The following is a 17,683-nucleotide window of genomic DNA, read 5'->3' on the forward strand; positions in this document are numbered from 1 at the left end:
TAAAGGCTAGTCCGCCACCGCCCGCAACTTCCCCACCCGCCGGTACGACTGGCGGGCAAAGCACACGAACAGGCCAGCCATGATCGCCAGCGCCATCGGCAAGCCATGGGGCGCCACGTCCATCGCCGCACCGCTGACCAGCGGCCCGACCAAGCTGCCGACACCCCACAGCAAGCCGACGCTGGCATTGGCGGTAACCAGATCCTGGCCCTTGAAGCGCTGCCCGATCAGCACCAGCGCCAGGGTATAGATGCCCCCGGCCACTGCACCCAATACCACCAGCAGCGGCCACAGCAGCCAGGTCATCTGCAACAGCCACGGCAAGGCGATGCCGATCGCCATCGCCACCAGCCCGCACACCAGGTGCAGCCCGGTGCGCTCGACCCGGTCGGCCAGCCAGCCCAGCGGCAGCTGGAAGACCATGTCGCCGGCAAACACCACGGTCACCATCAGCGCCGCCACGCCCACGGCAAAGCCATGACTGGTGGCGTACACCGGCAGCAGCGACAGCACCACCGCATCGAAGAACGAGAAGAACAGCACCGCGACGCACAGTGCCGGCGCGACGCGGAAGAAGCCGGCCAGGCCGAAGCTCTTCTCGCCCTCGTCACCGTGCTCCACGTGGTCGTTGGGCACCGTGAGCAGAATGCACAGCAGCGCCAGGCCATAACAGATTGTCACCACGCCGGTGATCCACGGGCTGTTGGCACCTACCACAGCGAGCATCGCCGGGCCCAGCACCTGGAAGCCGGTGAAGCTGGTGGCGTACAGCGCCATGATCTTGCCGCGGTTGTGGTCGGGGCACAGTTCGTTGACCCATGACTCGCCCAGGATGATCGCGATGCCCATGCCGATCCCCAGGCCCAGGCGCAGCACGGCCAGCAGCCAGATCGAGTCGAACGCCCACTCCAGAAAAGCGATGCTGACGGCGCACAGGCTGAAGCACAGCAGGTAGATGGTGCGCCGGGTCAGGTGCCGACAGCAGGCATCGACCATGAATGCCGAGAGCATCATGCCCGCGGCGGGGATGGCCGAGATGATGCCGATCTGCAAGGTGCCGGCGCCGGCCTCGTGCAAGCGCAACGACACCAGCGGCAGGCTGGCCCCCAAACTGAAGCCGACCACCGACACGGCGAACAGAAGGCCCGCCAGCAAACGCATGTTCATGTACCACTCCCAGCAAACTGAAAAAGACGCGCAGATACGGGCGCCCACGCGCACGCCGGGAAGGCGAACGACACAGGGGCGCAGGTCAGTTCAGAACGAGGTGTGGCGAGAAGGTAAAGGCAAAAAGCACGCTGCGGCGACGCTTGAGCACCGTGTCGCTCGGCCACGCACGACGCATGGCCTGAAGGGCAGGCTGGCGAGCGTGTGGGAGGGACTGGGTACGGCGCATTGCTTTGGCTACTACGCAGGTGGTTGAAAAGAGGCGGCACTCTAGGCCAAGCCAGGTTGAGTCGTCAATTGCCGGGGGCCGCTGTGCGGCCCCATCGGTCTCAGCGCTTACCGGTATTTGGCAGAAACACCGCCAACAAGCCGAACAAAGGCAGGAACGAACACAGCCCGTACACGTACTCGATGCCGCGCAAGTCCGCCAGATACCCCAGCAGCGCCGCGCCAATACCGCCAAAGCCGAACATCAGGCCGAAGAAGATCCCGGCGATCATGCCCACACTACCCGGCACCAGCTCCTGGGCGTAGACCACAATCGCCGAGAACGCCGAGGCCAGAATAAAGCCGATCACGACGCTCAGTACGGTGGTCCAGAACAGGTCGGCGTACGGCAGCGCCAGGGTGAACGGCGCCACCCCGAGGATCGAGAACCAGATCACCGCCTTGCGCCCAATACGGTCACCGATCGGCCCGCCGAAGAAGGTACCCGCCGCCACGGCACCCAGGAACAGGAACAGGTGCAACTGCGAGCTGGCCACCGACAGGTCGAATTTCTCGATCAGGTAGAAGGTGAAGTAACTGGTGAAGCTGGCCATGTAGAAGTACTTGGAGAACACCAGCAGGCCCAGCACGATCAGCGCCGCGATCACCCGCTTGCGCGAGATGCCGTGGGTGGCCTGCACCGACTTGCGCGCCTTGGCTTGGTTGAGGTGCTCGGTGTACCAGCGACGCAGCATCAAGGTCACGGCGAAGAACAGCAGCCCGGCCACACCGAACCAGGCAACGTGGGTCTGGCCGAATGGGATGACGATGGCGGCCGCCAGCAACGGGCCGAAGGCGGAGCCTGTATTGCCGCCGACCTGGAAGGTCGACTGCGCCAAGCCGAAACGCCCGCCCGAAGCCAGCCGTGCGATCCGCGACGTTTCCGGATGGAAGGTCGACGAACCGATACCCACCAGCGCCGAGGCCAGCAAAATCATCGGGAAGCTGCCGACGAAGGCCAGCATGACGATCCCCACCAGCGTGCACAGGGTACCGAGCGGCAGCAGATTCGGCGTCGGTCGACGGTCGGTGAAGAAGCCAACCCAAGGCTGCAGCAGCGAGGCCGTGATCTGGAAGGTCAGGGTGATCATGCCGATCTGGGCGAAGCTCAGGTCGTAATTGGCCTTGAGCATCGGGTAGATCGCCGGCAGCACCGACTGAATCAGGTCGTTGATCAGATGCGCCAGCGCGCAAAAAGTGATGATGCGCATCACCAGCGGATTGGCTTGGTTTGCCGAATCGCTGCTGACGCTGGAGGTGCTGCTGATGGCCATGGGCTTGAGTTCCGTCCGCAGGTTTGGGATCCGATTATCAGGAAACAAATGGATACATAGCTACCTTTTTATCCCTTTGTCACTGCGTACTTGTAAATGGTTCTCAATATATTTAGCATCCTCTGACCTATTTCCCCGTAATCGTTGGGCGAAACAGCCCTTTCGCGAGCACTCCCCATGAGCCCGATGCCCGCCACGCAACTCCAGCCCGACCCTGAGCAGGAAGCACTGGAATGGTTCTCCCGTCTGCGCCATCCCGGCTGCGATGAGCGCGAACGCCAGGCGTTCGCCCGGTGGTGCCAGGCCCCACTCAACGCGCACGCCTATGCCGAGCTCGAAGCCTGCTGGCAGCAACTGCAAGTGCCACCTGCCCGGCCTCGGCCACGTGAGTTCAGCACCAAGCGCGGCCACCTGGGCAAGGTGCTGGCGCTGCTATTCCTGTCAGCGCTGGCGCTGCTGGCGTATTTGTATTGGCCTTTGATGCAACGCCTTGCCAGCGAGCTGCACACCGATGCTGGCGAGCGACGCAGCCTGCGCCTGGCAGACGGTTCCACCCTGCACCTGGACAGCGCCAGCGCGATGAACGTCGACCTGCGTGGGCGCACACGCCTGCTGCACTTGGTGCAGGGGCAGGTGTATCTGGAAGTGATGCTCGACGGTCGCGCAATGGAAGTGCAGGTGGACGATGCGCGTATTCAGGTCTTCGGTACACGCCTGATGGTCGCGCGCCATGTCGACCATGACGAATTAGTGGTGCTCAACGGCAAGGCGATGATCCTGCAGGGCGGCGACCAGCGCATGGTTTCGGCCGGCGAACGGGTGACCTTTACCGATGCGCGAATCAACCCCGTGGAAAAAGTTGACGTGAAAACCGCCGATGCCTGGCGCAGCGGCCAGCTTCGCGCCAGCAACATGCCGTTGGGCCAGGTCATCGAACGCCTGGCCAGTTATCAGGGCCGTCGCGTATGGCTGATGGACGAACAGACGGCGTATCGGCGTGTGAGCGGTGACTTCAACCTCGATCGCCCCGGCGAAACCCTCGACGCGCTGGCTAGCGCACAGCACTTGCAGCTGCACGACGTGCTCGGGCAGTGGCTGATCGTCCAATAAAACCGGGCTGGGCGGCTAAGTTTTTGAAAGCGTGCAAATTTTTTTTGAAATGAGTGTTGACACAGGGGCCTCACAAGCGAATAATGCGCGCCATCGGCTACATAGCTCAGTTGGTTAGAGCATAGCATTCATAATGCTGGGGTCCGGGGTTCAAGTCCCTGTGTAGCCACCAAACTTGAAAAGGGCTTACCGCAAGGTAAGCCCTTTTCTTTTGCCTGCAGAAAAGTTCAGCGCACACCCGCCACCCCCACTGCCAGCCCCAGGCCGATCAGCGCCACACCGATCACCCGATCGACCACCACCTGCCGCTCGATCATTGCCTTGCGCAACCCCGCACTGGAAAAGAACACCGCCACCAGGCTGAACCAGCCCCAGTGGGCAAACGACATGAATGCCCCATAGGCGAAATCCAGGACCAATGGCGTACCTGGCTGGACCACCTGCGTGTAAGCGCTGACTACAAAAAGCATGGTCTTGGGGTTCAATGCGTTGGTCATGAAACCTGTGCGCAGCGCGGCCACCAGGCTCTTGCTAGAGACCTTTCCCTCAAGGCTCAAGCGGGTGGTGTTGGTCAACGACTGATAACCCAGGTAGATCAGGTAACCCGCCCCCAGCACCTTCATCGCCAGGAACAGCGCCGGGCTGTGGCTGATGATCACCGCAACCCCCAACACCGTGTACAGCACATGCACCTGCACGCCCAAGGCGATACCTGCCGCTGCAGCCAGCCCCGCCCTGCGACCCAGTGCATAGCTGCTGCGGGTGACCATGGCGAAGTCGGCGCCTGGGCTGATGACTGCCAGGAGAGTGAATAGAGCAACGGCGGACAGTTCGGTCACGGGTGGATCCTCGATAGGCGATGTAAATGCACGGATGCGCTGATTATCGAGGCCATACAGAAAGCGAAAAATCGATTTATAGTGAGGCGAATCCGCTAGTTTTCCTCACATAAAAGCCTATGAAGCTGCCACCCCTCACCGCCTTTCGCTATTTCGACATCGCCGCCGAAACTGAAAGCTTCGTGCGCGCCGCCGAGCGCCTGCATGTCACCCACGGCGCCGTCAGCCGCCAAGTGCGCTTGTTGGAAGAACACCTGGGCATCGAGCTGTTCGAGCGGCGCAACCGAGCGATCTTCCTCACCCCAGCCGGCCGCGCCCTGCAAGGCACCACCCAAGCCATCTTCGAGCAACTCGAAGGTGCGGTGCAGCGCCTGCAGCAGCAAGAGCGGGATAACGTGCTGGTGCTTTCCTGCGAACCGACCATCGCCATGCGCTGGCTGATCCCTCGCCTGCCTCGCTTTCACACCGCCCACCCAGACCTGCAACTGCATCTGGTGGCCGCTGGCGGGCCGCTGGACTTCGCCCGCAGCGGTGTCGACCTGGCGCTACGCCGCGATGACTTCCACTGGCCGCCCGCATTGCACAGCCTGAAGGTCTGCGACGAGTGGATCGGCCCGGTCAGCCGCGACGCCAGCACTGACCTCAATGGCCAGCGCCTGCTGCACAGCGGCACCCGACCAGACGCCTGGCCGGCGTGGTTACGCCTGAGTGGCCGCAAGGCGCGACACAGCCAGCGCAGCGACTACGAACACTTTTACCTGTCACTGCAGGCAGCCAGCGCCGGCCTTGGTTTGGCCATCGCTTCGGCGCTGATGGTGCGCGACGAGCTCGACAGCGGACAGCTGCACGCTCCGCTCGGCTTCTTGCGCGACGGCTCCGCCTATCACCTGCTAAGCCCCCAACCGCTGGACGACGGCGGCAAGCGCCAGCGCTTTGCCGAATGGGTCATTGGCGAAAGCCAGGCCTGCCTCGCTCAGCTGGGCTTGATACAGAACGACGAACCGGCACTGCCATCACCACCCCAGGTGCGATAGCCCGCTGTGTCGAGATGGATACGGCCTGTCGGATAACGCCCCAGGCCCATGTTCCAGGCCTGACCGTGCTGCTGCCAGAAGCGGCACAGCGGGTTGGGATCGGCCCAGGCCGGCAGCAGGATATCGACTGCGAAGGCACGGGTATGGGCACTGTCCGCAGCACCACCGGCGCAGCGGTTGAGGCTCGGATCGCGGTAGGCCGATACGACTTCGAACTGGCGCAGAATGCCTTGATCACCCAGCGTCTTGATCAACGCTAGCGTGGAGCGCACGTTGGGCCAGTTTCTGGACGGCGGCACGGCGAAGGGTGACGCCTTGCACAGCCGCCAGTCGGACGCCGAGCGCAGCAGCTGATAAATCGGCACCACACCATACAGGCGAGCATCCACCAGCATCTCGCGGAAGGGCCGGGTCTGATGATCTCCCGCCCATTGCGCGAACATCCACAGGTCACGCTCATCGGCCTGCGCCGCGCCTGCGATCAACGCCACCGCCATCAAGCAGCCTTTGACACTTCTCATTCCCGCTCCCCCGCTCCAGTATGAGCACGCCCGCCAACCCTGGCGGTTCTGCTGACAAGGAGTTAAGCATGCACAAGATAGCCCTATCGAGCCTGGCCGCCCTCGCCTTCACCGGCGTAGTCGCCGCCGATGCCCGGATTGACCTGGGCGACGCCCAGCGCGTCACCCGCCTGTTCGCCTTCCCCAACAACTGTCACGTGATCTGCTATCGCGACTGGACGCTGGAGCAGACCGTCGAACATTACCTGACCCAGAGCGTACGCCGCGACGGCCACGCCAATGCCCAGGTGCACGTCAGCCGCGACGCTGACCGGCTACACGCAACCATCAGCGACGTCCCCGCCAACTATGCCGAGCCGCTGCGCAAGCTGCTCGACAGCGGCGATCTGGCTTACCAGGGCGCCACCCAGCTGAACAAGGACGGCAAATGGTCCTACGACTGGTACCTGTTCCTGCCGCTGGGCATGGCCCTGCAGAACCGCCGCAGCATCGAGCTGCTGCACTTTCCGCCCGACTATTCGCTGACCCAGGCGCAAGACTACCTGCGCAGCAACACCACCGACCGCTGGGCCGAGCTGCTGACCTACAACGGTGTAGCAGCCGGCGACACCCCGGCCTACCAGACCATCATCGACATCGCCCCGATTGCCGCTCCGGCCAGTGCGGGCGAAACGCTGAAAGAGACTTACAGCTACTTCAAGGACTACCAGGTGCGCATGGTCAAGGAGATGACCCTGCAGAACATCACCCAGCCCCTGCCAATGGTTGCCTTCGGTGCTCCAGTGCGCAGCTGGATCGAGCAGCAATATGGGCCTAAGGTCGGTGTGCTGGGCCTGGTAAGCATCAGCCCGCAGGCGGGCGCCAAGGTGCCTGTGCTGGGGGCCAACCACCCGAGCGCGATCTGGTATGCGGCGGACAAGAGCAACTACGACGGCGATCAGGACAAGGCCGACGCAGCGGGGCTGAAGATGATGGGGCAGGATTTGACGGCGGCGTGCTGGCAGGCTGGGATGGGGCGCAATCAGCAGGCCGATGCCAATCTGACGCTCGATGCGTGCTCGACCAAGTGGCAGGTGACACAGAAGAAGCAGACCTGCGAGCTGTTCTTCCGCACGGTGCGCAAGTACACGCCGGAGCAGGCGGCGGCGAAGTGTAATAGCGGGGTTGTGACGAGGAGCCTGAGGGATTTGCGCAAGCCAGTCGAAACCGAGTGAGATGTTTCAGGCAATGTCGAGGGCAACGTGGAGCAACACACTTCTCCATACGCCTTGACCCACGCCCGCTCCGTATTGAGTCATCATTAGCTACCAGCGAGTATCTGAACCGGAGATGCCTGTTGACTGCCCCAATCCTGGTGGCATAATCAATTTCACTACTCAGCCCCGTACGCGACGATTCAGTTCGTTGGCTGTTGGGGTGAAAAAACCGGCCTAGCGCCGGTTTTTTCGTTTTCAGGGCAATAAAATTTTGCGTACAGCCTGCTTCATCTACGGATACAACGTGTTCTACGGGCTGGTGGCAGGCACAGGCTTCAAATGGCTCGACCTGCCTGCTTTACTCGGCCATATCATCAAGGTTGAACAACCGGAAAGCGAAATCAAAGCCATCAGCTTTTTTACCGCCGGCGTAAAACCGTCTTTAGCGAGCCGGGGAAGCATTTCGAAAGAAGCTCAAGACACCTACCTTCGCGCTCTGATAGCAAGAGGGGTTGTTGTTCATTACGGACGCCATCAGCTGGAGCCTCGTAGTGCTCCACGATTCATCGATAAAGAAACGCCACCCTCGCGGCTCGACAAAGTGGCCATCTGGAAGCTCGAAGAAAAGGAAACGGACGTTCTGATTGCCATCAGCATGTACCGGCTCGCCGCGCAGCAATGCACGATCCCCGCAGAAGAGCGAATAGAACAGATAGTTCTAGTTTCTGCAGATACCGATATGACTCCAGCCCTAAGGGCCATCAGAGAGGATTTCCCAGAACTGCGATTGGGCGTGATCCTGCCGCACCGCGAGGGCATGAAGCGAACTGCACCCGGCTCACTCAAAAATCATTCACACTGGATGCGCCACCTGGTGACAACCGTGGAGCTTGCCTCACACCAATTCCCAGATCGGGTACCCACCCTGAAAAGACCGGCAATCAAACCCGCATATTGGTAGCAAATTACTCAATGCCAGACACGGTAGACCATCAATCTTCGAGCAACGTACAAGCCATCACCAGCGCATCCTCGCGCCCACCCGCTACCGGGTAATAATCCCGTCTACGGCCAATCTCGTTAAAGCCATACCGCTCATACAATCGGTACGCCGACTGGTTGCTCGCCCTGACCTCCAGGAAACACTCCCGCCCATTGAGCTGATACGCCCGCGCCATCAGGTGTTCGAGCAACCGCAAGCCCATCCCCCGCCCCTGGCTCTCAGGCTTCACGGTGATGTTCAGCAAGTGCGCCTCATCGATGATCACGTTGATCACGCCATGGCCCACCTGCTGCTGGCCATCGAACATCAACCACACTTCGTAGGATTTGAGCGCATCCTGGAAAATCCCGCGGGTCCAAGGATGGCTGAACGCGGCATATTCGATCTTCAGCACGGCATCCAGATCCGCCTCGGTCATCGGGCGGAAACTGATCGATTCACTCATTCAACGGTTTTCCAGCGCGCCATCAGCTGGCGCATCGCTTGCCAGACGTCCGCTTTGCGCTGCGGCTCGTCCATCAACAGTTCAAGGCCCGGCAAGGCCCAGGCATCGCCCAGGCCGTCGAGCTTGAGGACTTGGTAATAGGCTGTGTCATCGACATTGGCGGCATGGCGCAGGGCCGGCAAGCCAATCAGCCACAGCACTGTGCAGGGTGTTTCCTCCAACCGGGCCTGGATGAAGCCCTGGAGAAAATCACGCGCGGCCTCCGGCCCCTGGTCCATGTTGCCGCGCACCAGCAGCGGCCAGCGCACGGGCTCACCGACGATCTGCGGCGCATCGGGCAAGCCGGCGGCGCGCAGCATGTCCTTGAGCAGCAGGTAGGACGGGTCGCGGCTCTGAAACGGTTGGCCGGTGGCCAGCTCGACCAGCAGCAGGCAGCTGCCGGCACGCAGCAGTTGCAGGGAGAAGCGCGGCGGCGGCACCAGCGTCGGGCGCGGCGCGGGGGGCTGTTCATCGGCCTCGACCGGCTTGGCGGCAGGCTTGGCCACGCTGCTCGGGCGCGGGATCTCGATTTTCGGCCGCTCGCCGGAACGCGCCTGCGGTGCGGCCGGTGCATCGTTGGCGGCCGGAGCGGTTGGCCTGACCTCGAACGCTGCGTCCTCGACCGGCACCTGCGGCAACAGCAGCTCGGGACGCGACGGGGCGGCGAACGGCAGTTCGGCGCGCGGCAGCCAATGCACCACTTGCATGGCGGAAAGGTAGGCGCGGCGGCGGGACTCGGTCAGCAAGGCACGGATATCCGGGGGAGGGTCAGTGGGGGATTGTAACGTGTACGCGTAGGGTTTGCAGAGGCCTTGAGACCGAGCGCCGCACCCGCCAAGACAACCACCTGCCACCACGGGGGATTCACCTCATTACAGACAAGGGGTGAAATCCTCCCCTCCGGATGCAGTACAATCGCCCCCTTTTTACTTGGCAACGAGTAGACGCCAATGATCGAACCCAAGCGCGTCCTGCGCGCCCTAGCCGAACACTGGGCCCTGATCGAGCCGCTGTGCGAGCGTTTCGACCAGGGCACCCTGAGCCTGGTGGAACTGCGCCAGCAACTGGGCCGCCAGCAAGTGGAAAGCACGCCGCAGGACATCACCCAGCTGCTCGACGTGTGGATCCGCCTGGATATCCTGGTGCCGGTGGCCAAGAGCCCGAACCGTTTCGAGCTCAACGCCCAGATCCACGACTTCCTCGCCTACCTGCGCCGCGAGCACCGCCTGGGCCTGTGCCTGGAGATCGAGGCCTACCTGCGCCACCTGGAGCGCCTTGCCGGGCACATCCAGGATGCCTTCGACAACCGCGACAGCGACGACCTGGCGCGCCAGCTGCGCCTGCTCGACATGCGCGTGCGCGACGTGCTCAAGAAGCTCGACAACGACGAACAGGCGCTGGTGGCCGTGGCCGAACGGGCCAAGACCAGCAACCGCCAGATCCCATTGCGCCAGCGCTATGCCGAAGTACTGGCGACCTGGGACGAATACGTCGAGCCGATGATCCAGCTGGTCAACGCCGACGGCGCCTTCGAACAGGGCGTGCGCAAGGTCGAGACCGTGCTGCTGAAACTGCTCGGTGAACAGGCGCGCCTCGGCCACCTGGTCGACGACGACATGCTGCTGCGTACCCACGCGCGCATCCTGGAAATGCAGACCAGCGCCCAGCTGACCCTGCGCCACGCCCGCGAGCTGCTGCTGCCGCTGCGTGAAGAAGCCCGTCGGCACAATGCCGTGACCCGTGGCGCCGCGCTGGCCCTGTCGGTGATCCGCCGCAAAGGCATCGACGCCGTGCCGCACGCCGCCATGCCGCTGTTCACCCGCCCGCAGAGCACCTTCCTCGGCAGCGCCAGCCAGGTCGAGGCCTACGTCTACGCCCTCGCCCGCTTCGAACCGAAACCGGCCAAGTTCCCCAAGGCGCACAAGACCCAGAGCGGCGTGCTGCCGCGTGCACCGCGCACGGTCAAGGAAATGCTCGAACGCTGTGAAAACGCCCTGCCGCTGCCCGACCTGATGGTCTGGCTGCTGGAGCAAGAGCCCGAAGGCGCCACCGACGAGCTGCTGTACTGGTTCTCGCGCCTGTCACGGGAAAAGCGCTTCAAGCGCGAACGCCTCGACCGCCGCGAATACACCACCCAGGAACACCTGGTCAGCCTGCGCTCGTTCGCCCTGACCTCCAGCCGCGAAGCGCCACCTGAAAACAACGCGAGCCCAGCCCATGCATCTTGATCTTTCCGAACTGTCCCAGCTCGCGCCGATCTTCCGCGAGCTGTTCAAAGGGTTTCACGTCAGCCGCCGCGACCCGGAGCTGTACGCCCAGCTGTCGAACTTCCAGGACCAGTACCGCACCCTGTTCAAGGCCCTGGGCTTCGAGCTGGTGTGCGATACCCGCGGCTTCTACTACTTCGTCCCCGATCAGGCCGCCGCGCAGGTCAACAAGACCGCCCAGCGCCTGTCGCTGTTCACCTTCATCCTGGTCGAGCACCTGGCCGACCAGGGCCGCGACCCGATGGCCGTGCTCGACGGCGGCAGCATCGGCCGCGACGAGCTGCCATCGCTGCTCGACAAATACCGCGATCTGTTCCTGCAGGCCGAAGTGCAGACTGTCGACGAGCTGGAAGAAAAGATCATGCGCCGCATGACCCAGCTCGGCTTCGCCCATGAAGAAGGCGGCATCTACCGCTTCCTGCCGCCGATGCACCGTTTCCTCGACGTGTGCCTGTCGGTGCAGCAGGACCGCGACCTGGCCGCCACCCTGCACAGCGACCTACCGCTGCCCACGCCGGTATTGGTCGAGGAAGAAAGCGCCGAAGAACTGGCGCGCACCGACGACCCACTTGACCTGGCTCCATTCGAGGCCGACGAAAGCGAAGAAGAAGCCCTGGCCCGGGCCATCCGCGAAGAGCAACAGGAGATTGACGCATGAGCCAGGAACGCTACGGCATCAGCCGCTTCGCACTGCTCAACACCGCCGGCTACAGCCTCGGCCTGTTCCCCCTGGAGCACCCGCTGTCGGTCTACGGCGCGAACAACCTGGGCAAGTCCGCCTCGATCAACGCCCTGCAGTTCCCGATCCTGGCTCGCATGTCTGACATGAGCTTCGGCAAGTACAGCCTGGAGCAGTCGCGCCGCTTCTACTTCGCCAGCGATACTTCGTACATCCTCTGCGAGCTGAACCTGCCCCACGGTCCGCACGTGATCGGTGTGGTCGGCCGTGGCCCGGGCGGCGGTTTCGGTCACCAGTTCTTCGCCTACAAAGGTGAGCTGGACCTGGCCCACTACCAGAAGAACGACACCTGCCTGCGCCAGAAAGAGCTGTTCACCAACCTTGAGCGCCTGGGCCTGAAGGCCTATGAACTCAAGCCGGACGAACTGCGCCGGCTGCTGGTCGGCGGCCACACCTCGGTGCCGCTGGACCTGACCCTGATCCCGCTGCGTTCGACCAGCGAGCAGAGCCTGAAGACCTTCCGCGCACTGTTCATCAACCTGCTGCACATGCGCGAAATCACCGCCGCCAAGCTCAAGCAGCTGTTCCTCGATGCCTTCGAGCACAGCCTGCGCTCGGGCAGCGTCGACTACATCGCCGCCTGCGAAGAAGCCTTCCGCGACGTGCGCCGCATGGAGCAGGACTACAACGCCCTGGTCGCTGCCGGCCCGCTGGTCGAGGCCCTGGCCGGCGGCGTGGCCCAGCGCGACATCCTGCGCGGCAAGCTGCACCGCCTTTCGCCGCTGCTCGACAACCTGCTGGGTACCTGGCAGGAATACGCCATGGCGCGCAAGGAAGAGCTGGTGATCCAGGCCGAGCACTTCCGCGGCGAGCAGGACCGCCTGCAGAACGACCAGCGCGGCGGCACCCAGGAGCTGATGCGCCTGGAGCGTGAAATCACCGGCATCCAGCGCTGGCTCGGCGAGCTGTCGGTGCTCAAGCACCGCTTCGCCCTGGTCGATGACGTCAAAGTCCTCGAACAACAGCTGCTGGCGGCCAAGGACGCCCACGACGAACTGGCCGGCGCCCTGGCGCAGTCGCGGCAGTTCTCCGCCGAAGACCTCGACGAACGCGTGCGCGACCTGGAAAAGCGCGTGAAACAGGTCAAGCAGCAGCTCGACCACGCCGACAACAACAGCTATGCCCGCCTGCGCGAAGAGTTCTCGCAGGCCGACGTCGACCGCCTGATGCGCCTGTTCAACGGTGCGCTGTTCAGCCTGCCGCTGGGCGACCGTGGCATCGAGCTAGACGACAGCGACCTATGGGTGAAATCGCTGGAAGCGGTGCTCGACGGCTTCAAGGGCGAGCGCTTCGAGGCACCGGGTATTTCCATCGACCTCTCGCACATCGACCCACCGGCGCTGCAGGCCCTGGCCGACCGCGCCGCCCTGCGCGATCAGAAAGACCGCCTGGAACGCGAGCTCAAGCAGCTCAAGACCCAGCAATCGGTGGCCGCTGACCGCACCGCCTCCAAGGCCCAGACCGAAGCGCTGTACCAGCAGGTACTCGACGCGCAGAAGGCCCTGGAAGACTACCGCCGCAGCGAAACCCTGGCCGCCGAAGAGCCCGAGAAGCTGGAGCAGCTGGCGCAACTGGAAGCCGCCCAGGACGAACTCAAGCGCTCCAGCGATGCCTTCACCGAGCGCGTCCAGCAGCTGTCGGCCAAGCTGCAGCTGGTCGGCCGCCAGCTCGGTGACCTGGAATCCAAGCAGCGTACCCTGGAAGACGCCCTGCGCCGCCGCCAGCTGCTGCCAGCAGACTTGCCGTTCGGCACGCCGTTCATGGAAGCGGTGGACGACTCCATGGACAACCTGCTGCCGCTGCTCAACGACTACCAGGACAGCTGGCAGGGCCTGCAGCGCGTCGACAACCAGATCGAGGCGCTGTACGCCCAGGTGCGCCTCAAGGGCGTGGCCAAGTTCGACAGCGAAGACGACATGGAGCGCCGCCTGCAGCTGCTGGTGAACGCCTACGCGCACCGCACCGACGAGGCCCTGACCCTGGCCAAGGCGCGCCGCGCCGCGGTCACCGACATCGCCCGTACCTTGCGCAACATCCGCAGCGACTACGACAGCCTTGAGCACCAGCTGGCCCTGTTCAACCGCGAGATCAACAAGCGCCAGGTGTCCAACCTGGAGAGCTTCCGCGTGGTGCTGGCGCCGAACAAGGAAGCGCTCAAGCACATCGACCAGATCATCCACAGCGCCGGCCAGTACGAGGAAGGCGAAACCCTGTCGGTGTTCGACCTGACGCAGAGTTCGGAGCAGGATCACAAGAACGAAGAGGCCAAGGAATACCTGGCACGGCTGGTGGCCGCCAACCACAACCAGCTGGGCTTGAAAGACTTGTTCGAACTGGCCTTCGAGATCACCAAGATCAACAGCCAGCCAGTGATCCACGCCGACATCGACGGCGCGGCCTCCAACGGCACCACCATGACCATCAAGGCGCTGACCAACATGTACTTGTTGCTGCACCTGATGGACCGCGACCTGGCCGGGCGCATTCGCCTGCCGTACTACCTCGACGAAGCGGCGGACATCGACGAACGCAACCAGGCGGCGCTGCTGGAGACCAGCCTGCAGCTGGGCTTCGTGCCGATTCTGGCGAGCGTGAAGCCGCAGGTGTCGGCGCATGTGGCGATTGACCTGGAAGGCGGCAGCGGGCCGAATGGCATCTACATCGACGAGGCGGACTGGAAGTACATCAGCCGGCGGGATGTGGAGAAGGCGATTGTGCGGGAGGATCAGGCTGAGGAGTTGGCCTGATAGTGGTATGGGGCCGCTTTGCGGCCCATTCGCGGCGTCACTGACTCCAAGGCAGAATCGGAATCGCCGTCACCGCATTCTGCGGACTACCTTCGATCATGCGGTCGCTGTACACCAGGTACACCAGCGTATTGCGCTTCTTGTCCAGGAAGCGCACCACCTGCATGGTCTTGAACACCAGCGAGGTGCGTTCCTTGAACACTTCCTCGCCGTCCTTCAACTCACTCTTGAAGTTGATCGGCCCAACCTGCCGGCAGGCAATCGACGCCTCAGCACGGTCCTCGGCTAAACCCAGCCCACCCTTCACCCCACCCGTCTTGGCGCGCGACAGGTAGCAGGTCACCCCTTCCACCTTGGGGTCGTCAAAGGCCTCGACCACGATGCGGTCATTCGGCCCGACGAACTTGAACACGGTGGACACCTGGCCGATTTCCTCGGCCCCGGCCAGCATCGGCATGGCCAAGGCTGCGGCGGCAATTACCCCCTTGAGCATCCTCATACCAGCACCAGGTTGTCGCGGTGTACCAGCTCCGGCTCGGCGCTGTAACCGAGGATGGACTCGATGGCATCGGACGGCTGGCCGATGATCTTCTGAGACTCCAGCGCACTGTAGTTGGCCAGGCCACGGGCCACTTCGATACCGTCCGGGCCGACGCACACCACCATTTCCCCGCGACGGAAGCTGCCCTGTACGGTCTTGACGCCAACCGGCAGCAGGCTCTTGTTGGCTTGGCGCAGGGCCTGCACGGCACCGGCATCGAGCACCAGGGTGCCACGGGTCTGCAGGTGGCCCGCCAGCCATTGCTTGCGCGCCGCCAGCATGCCGCGCTCAGGCGACAGCAAGGTACCCAGGCGCTCGCCCGCTTTCAGGCGGTCCAGCACGCGCTCGATGCGGCCACCGATGATGATCGTGTGGGCACCGGAACGGGCCGCCAGGCGCGCGGCGCGCAGCTTGGTCTGCATACCGCCACGGCCCAGGGCACCGCCGGTACCGCCGGCCACGGCGTCGAGCGACGAGTCGTCGGCACGGGCTTCATAAATCAGCTGCGCTTCGGGGTTGTTGCGTGGGTCGGCGTCGAACATGCCGTCGCGGTCGGTGAGGATCACCAGCAGGTCAGCTTCGACCAGGTTGGCCACCAGCGCGGCCAGCGTGTCGTTGTCGCCGAAGCGGATCTCGTCGGTGACCACGGTGTCGTTTTCGTTGATCACCGGCACCACACCCAGGTCGACCAGAGTGCGCAGGGTGCTGCGAGCATTGAGGTAACGCTTGCGGTCGGACAGGTCGTCGTGGGTCAGAAGGATTTGCGCAGTGTGCTTGCCGTGCTCGCCGAAGCTCGACTCCCAGGCCTGCACTAGGCGCATCTGGCCGAGCGCGGCGGCGGCCTGCAGCTCGTTCATCGCGCTCGGTCGGGTGGCCCAGCCCAGCTGGCTCATGCCAGCGGCCACGGCCCCGGAGGACACCAGCACCAACTCCACGCCCGCTTCACGCAGCGCGACCATCTGCTCGACCCACACGGCCATGGCGCCGCGGTCCAGGCCCTTGCCATCCGCCGTGAGCAGCGCACTGCCGATCTTCACGACCCAGCGCTTGGCGCCAGTCACCTTGCTTCGCATCTTCTCTTCCAACCTATGTCGAATCCGTAGATACATTAGATACAAAAACGCCGCTCCAGAGAGCGGCGTTTAGTGTACTGCAACCGGTCAGTCGCGCACGTAAATGATTTCCGGGCCGTCTTCGTCGTCCTCGAAATCATCGTCCCAGCCGTCATCGTCGCCGATGTCGTGCACGCTCTTGACGCCGGTGCGGCGCAGGGTGCGCGCGTCGTCCAGGGCCTGCAGCTGGGCACGGGCTTCATCTTCGATGCGCTGGTCGAGTTCGGCCAGCTCCTGGGCGTAAGCCGGGTCGTTGGCCAGGCGGTCGGCGCGGTCTTCGATGTAGCGCATCAGGTCGTGGCTGAGCTGCTCGGTGCCCTGCTTGGAGATGGCCGAGATCACGTAGACCGGGCCTTCCCACTGCAGGCGCTCGACCACTTCCTTGACCCGCTCGTCGCGCTCGTCTTCCATCAGCATGTCCGACTTGTTCAGCACCAGCCAGCGCTCACGGTCGGTCAGCGCCGGGCTGAAGCGAGTCAGCTCGTTGACGATCACTTCGGCGGCATCGGCCGGGCTGCTTTCGTCCAGCGGCGCCAGGTCGACCAGGTGCAGCAGCACGCGGGTACGCGCCAAGTGCTTGAGGAAGCGGATACCCAGGCCGGCACCGTCGGAGGCGCCTTCGATCAGGCCGGGGATGTCGGCGACGACGAAGCTCTTCCAGCGGTCGACGCTGACCACGCCCAGGTTCGGCACCAGGGTGGTGAACGGGTAGTCGGCGACTTTCGGCTTGGCAGCCGATACCGCACGGATGAAGGTGCTCTTGCCGGCGTTCGGCAGGCCCAGCAGGCCAACGTCGGCCAGTACCTTCAGCTCCATCTTCAGGTCGCGCTGATCACCCGGCTTGCCTGGGGTGGTCTGGCGCGGCGCGCGGTTGGTGCTGGACTTGAAACGGGTGTTGCCCAGGCCGTGCCAGCCGCCTTGGGCGACCATCAGCTTCTGGCCAGGGGTAACCAGGTCGCCGATCACTTCCTGGGTGGAAGCATCGATCACCGTGGTGCCGACCGGCACGCGCAGGAACAGGTCTTCACCTTTCTTGCCGGTGCAATCGGTGCTGCCGCCGTTGGAGCCACGCTGGGCTTCGTGGTGACGGGTGTAGCGGTAGTCGACCAGGGTGTTGAGGTTTTCGTCGGCGACCATGTACACCGAACCGCCATCGCCACCGTCACCGCCGTTGGGGCCGCCGTTCTCGATGAATTTCTCGCGGCGGAAGCTCATGCAACCGTTACCGCCGTCACCGGCCTTGACCCGAATCGATACTTCGTCAACAAACTTCATTTAAACCGCCTCTCGCCTTCCGGCGAGTTGAATACCTGAAAAACCTGAGGCTCTTGCAAAAATGAGCGCGGCGGCCCCGTACGACCGAAGAAACCCACGCCGGCAGC

The 17,683-nt window shown here is 63.6% G+C and carries 16 protein-coding genes and 1 tRNA gene; 8 read left to right on the forward strand and 9 right to left on the reverse strand.

Annotation, left to right across the window (positions count from 1 at the left end; all coding sequences use genetic code 11):
• Window positions 1-6 precede the first annotated feature (6 nt).
• Entirely contained in the window at window positions 7-1,167 is a 1,161-nt protein-coding gene (locus tag ACIQUF_RS10865; protein WP_403131281.1) for an MFS transporter, read from the reverse strand.
• Between the two features lie 329 nt (window positions 1,168-1,496).
• Complete coding sequence (locus ACIQUF_RS10870) at window positions 1,497-2,708, reverse strand: MFS transporter (RefSeq protein WP_403131282.1); 1,212 nt, start codon at window positions 2,706-2,708, stop codon at window positions 1,497-1,499.
• Window positions 2,709-2,885: 177 nt separating this feature from the next.
• Between ACIQUF_RS10870 and ACIQUF_RS10875 the strand changes: the two genes are divergently transcribed.
• Both ACIQUF_RS10875 and ACIQUF_RS10880 read left to right on the forward strand, forming a co-directional pair.
• Window positions 2,886-3,818, forward strand: a complete 933-nt coding sequence (locus ACIQUF_RS10875; RefSeq protein WP_403131283.1) for a FecR family protein — start codon at window positions 2,886-2,888, stop codon at window positions 3,816-3,818.
• A gap of 95 nt (window positions 3,819-3,913) precedes the next feature.
• A tRNA-Met gene (locus tag ACIQUF_RS10880) sits at window positions 3,914-3,990 on the forward strand.
• A 55-nt stretch (window positions 3,991-4,045) separates the two neighbouring features.
• On the opposite strand, the gene ACIQUF_RS10885 is transcribed toward ACIQUF_RS10880, so the two are convergent.
• A complete protein-coding gene (locus ACIQUF_RS10885; protein WP_403131284.1) occupies window positions 4,046-4,657 on the reverse strand; it encodes a LysE family translocator in 612 nt (203 codons plus the stop codon).
• A gap of 119 nt (window positions 4,658-4,776) precedes the next feature.
• On the opposite strand from ACIQUF_RS10885, the gene ACIQUF_RS10890 reads away from it, so the two are divergent.
• Window positions 4,777-5,691 carry a LysR substrate-binding domain-containing protein gene (locus ACIQUF_RS10890; protein ID WP_403131285.1) on the forward strand — a complete coding sequence of 305 codons (915 nt, stop codon included), beginning with the start codon at window positions 4,777-4,779 and terminating at the stop codon, window positions 5,689-5,691.
• Here ACIQUF_RS10890 and ACIQUF_RS10895 read toward each other — a convergent pair.
• On the reverse strand, window positions 5,631-6,212 hold the full coding sequence (locus ACIQUF_RS10895; protein ID WP_403131287.1) for a D-Ala-D-Ala carboxypeptidase family metallohydrolase: 582 nt from the start codon (window positions 6,210-6,212) through the stop codon (window positions 5,631-5,633). The two genes, ACIQUF_RS10890 and ACIQUF_RS10895, sit on opposite strands and share 61 nt — an antisense overlap.
• Before the next feature lie 68 nt (window positions 6,213-6,280).
• Here ACIQUF_RS10895 and ACIQUF_RS10900 point away from each other — a divergent pair, with 68 nt between their 5' ends.
• Window positions 6,281-7,426, forward strand: a complete 1,146-nt coding sequence (locus tag ACIQUF_RS10900; protein WP_403131288.1) for a hypothetical protein — start codon at window positions 6,281-6,283, stop codon at window positions 7,424-7,426.
• A gap of 253 nt (window positions 7,427-7,679) precedes the next feature.
• A complete protein-coding gene (locus ACIQUF_RS10905) occupies window positions 7,680-8,369 on the forward strand; it encodes an NYN domain-containing protein (protein ID WP_403131290.1) in 690 nt (229 codons plus the stop codon).
• A gap of 31 nt (window positions 8,370-8,400) precedes the next feature.
• Here ACIQUF_RS10905 and rimI read toward each other — a convergent pair whose 3' ends face one another.
• Window positions 8,401-8,856 (reverse strand): ribosomal protein S18-alanine N-acetyltransferase, encoded by a 456-nt coding sequence (gene rimI, locus ACIQUF_RS10910; RefSeq protein ID WP_110996186.1) that lies wholly within the window; start codon window positions 8,854-8,856, stop codon window positions 8,401-8,403.
• On the reverse strand, window positions 8,853-9,641 hold the full coding sequence (locus ACIQUF_RS10915; RefSeq protein ID WP_403131293.1) for an energy transducer TonB: 789 nt from the start codon (window positions 9,639-9,641) through the stop codon (window positions 8,853-8,855). The genes rimI and ACIQUF_RS10915 overlap by 4 nt, the downstream gene beginning before the upstream one ends.
• 204 nt (window positions 9,642-9,845) lie before the next feature.
• On the opposite strand from ACIQUF_RS10915, the gene mksB reads away from it, so the two are divergent.
• The 3 genes from mksB to mksF are packed head-to-tail and all read left to right on the forward strand — an operon-like array spanning window position 9,846 to window position 14,648.
• On the forward strand, window positions 9,846-11,123 hold the full coding sequence (gene mksB, locus ACIQUF_RS10920; RefSeq protein ID WP_400797893.1) for an Mks condensin complex protein MksB: 1,278 nt from the start codon (window positions 9,846-9,848) through the stop codon (window positions 11,121-11,123).
• Window positions 11,113-11,820 (forward strand): Mks condensin complex protein MksE, encoded by a 708-nt coding sequence (gene mksE / locus ACIQUF_RS10925; protein ID WP_400797896.1) that lies wholly within the window; start codon window positions 11,113-11,115, stop codon window positions 11,818-11,820. Before mksB ends, mksE begins: the two co-directional genes overlap by 11 nt.
• Window positions 11,817-14,648: an Mks condensin complex protein MksF gene (gene mksF / locus ACIQUF_RS10930; RefSeq protein WP_403131294.1), complete on the forward strand. Its 2,832-nt coding sequence runs from the start codon at window positions 11,817-11,819 to the stop codon at window positions 14,646-14,648. Before mksE ends, mksF begins: the two co-directional genes overlap by 4 nt.
• Before the next feature lie 37 nt (window positions 14,649-14,685).
• On the opposite strand, the gene ACIQUF_RS10935 is transcribed toward mksF, so the two are convergent.
• The 3 genes from ACIQUF_RS10935 to cgtA form a co-directional block, all read right to left on the reverse strand.
• The gene (locus tag ACIQUF_RS10935; protein ID WP_403131295.1) at window positions 14,686-15,147 is read right to left on the reverse strand and encodes a CreA family protein; all 462 of its coding nucleotides are present in this window, start codon (window positions 15,145-15,147) and stop codon (window positions 14,686-14,688) included.
• A complete protein-coding gene (gene proB, locus ACIQUF_RS10940) occupies window positions 15,144-16,262 on the reverse strand; it encodes a glutamate 5-kinase (RefSeq protein WP_403131296.1) in 1,119 nt (372 codons plus the stop codon). The genes ACIQUF_RS10935 and proB overlap by 4 nt, the downstream gene beginning before the upstream one ends.
• An 87-nt stretch (window positions 16,263-16,349) precedes the next feature.
• Window positions 16,350-17,576, reverse strand: a complete 1,227-nt coding sequence (gene cgtA, locus ACIQUF_RS10945; protein ID WP_403131297.1) for an Obg family GTPase CgtA — start codon at window positions 17,574-17,576, stop codon at window positions 16,350-16,352.
• Window positions 17,577-17,683 lie beyond the last annotated feature (107 nt).

Origin of the sequence: Pseudomonas sp. NPDC090233 (assembly GCF_044772285.1) — a bacterium.
GTDB lineage: Bacteria > Pseudomonadota > Gammaproteobacteria > Pseudomonadales > Pseudomonadaceae > Aquipseudomonas.